Origin of the sequence: Moraxella sp. (assembly GCF_024227015.1) — a bacterium.
GTDB lineage: Bacteria > Pseudomonadota > Gammaproteobacteria > Pseudomonadales > Moraxellaceae > Moraxella.
In genome coordinates, this window is sequence record NZ_JAAELD010000089.1 from 1 (window position 1) to 1,103 (window position 1,103).

Here is a 1,103-nt window from a genome sequence, read left to right on the forward strand (position 1 = left end):
CATACATAAATCACCGCCAATCATAGATTTGAATGATGCTGGCGCACCATAAAACATTGAAAGAGACCCACGCGCTATAATGCCATCAACTACATATTCGATAGGGGGAAGCGGTTCTTGAGCATCGGCTAGGGTAAGCAATCCCCACGAATTATCACCACCGTCGCTTTCTGGCACCTGTTCGCATAATTCGATTAGCTCTTGTTTTGTATTCCCCAAATCTAGCCAGTCGGAAACGTCCCCGCCCTTTATGTTGCCCGTGTCAAGGGTGACAATAACGGCCGTTTTTGCAATGTCTTGTACGCTACTTTTCACATGGTCGGCATGAGAGCGTCCCTGTTCGTCATTATCTGGAATGATGTATACAACTTTATCAGCAAGGAATTGATTGTATGATTCTAACCATTTTGGCTTACTTGCTGCCATACTCGCCCCGTCAAAATTGCAAGTCGCAACCAACCCCATCGAATTAAGCCGATCCGCGTCTTTCTCCCCTTCCACAACAAAAACGCGGGGCGATGCTATAACGGCGGGCAGATTGTACAAAACGCGCCGTGCATCGCCTATGCTCCAATCATCCCCGCGCTTTGCTCTGAATGATTTGGCCGCGTTGCCGTCGGCATCTTCCAATCTGACTTTATGGAAAATATAGCCGCCGCTTTCGTCGGTATAATCATATCGGGCGACTTCTTTATAATTTGGTTTTGTTTTTGGCTTTTGCTTTGGTCTGGCTACCAACTCCCCCTCCATCGGTGGCGCGTCTGGCATTGGTGGCATTCCGTTTTTGTATGATGACACTGGCACAGGTTCGCGGGTTTCCTCCCCCAATGCCTCCAAGATTTTCGTATGGTCGCACCCATGAGAATAACAGGTGAAATAAGCCCGCCCGCCGTCGTCTCGTATTTCTAGGTTTTTATCATCGCCCCCATGCGCTGGACACCTCGCCCGCCATTTGCCCGCGCCCTGTTGTTTGTGTTCACCTACCCTCTGTAATGCTGTGCCAATGTCCATAATTATTCCTTAGATCAAAAAAGGCACTCTTTAGAATGTAACCCATCAAAAAAGCGAATTTTGGCGAAATTCTGACAGGTGTTGTGTAGCAG

General features: G+C 48.2%; 1 pseudogene. It reads right to left on the reverse strand.

From position 1 onward, the window contains the following. Positions 1-1,011 (reverse strand): annotated as a pseudogene (locus GY683_RS02065) (hypothetical protein); the annotation flags it as partial. Positions 1,012-1,103 lie beyond the last annotated feature (92 nt).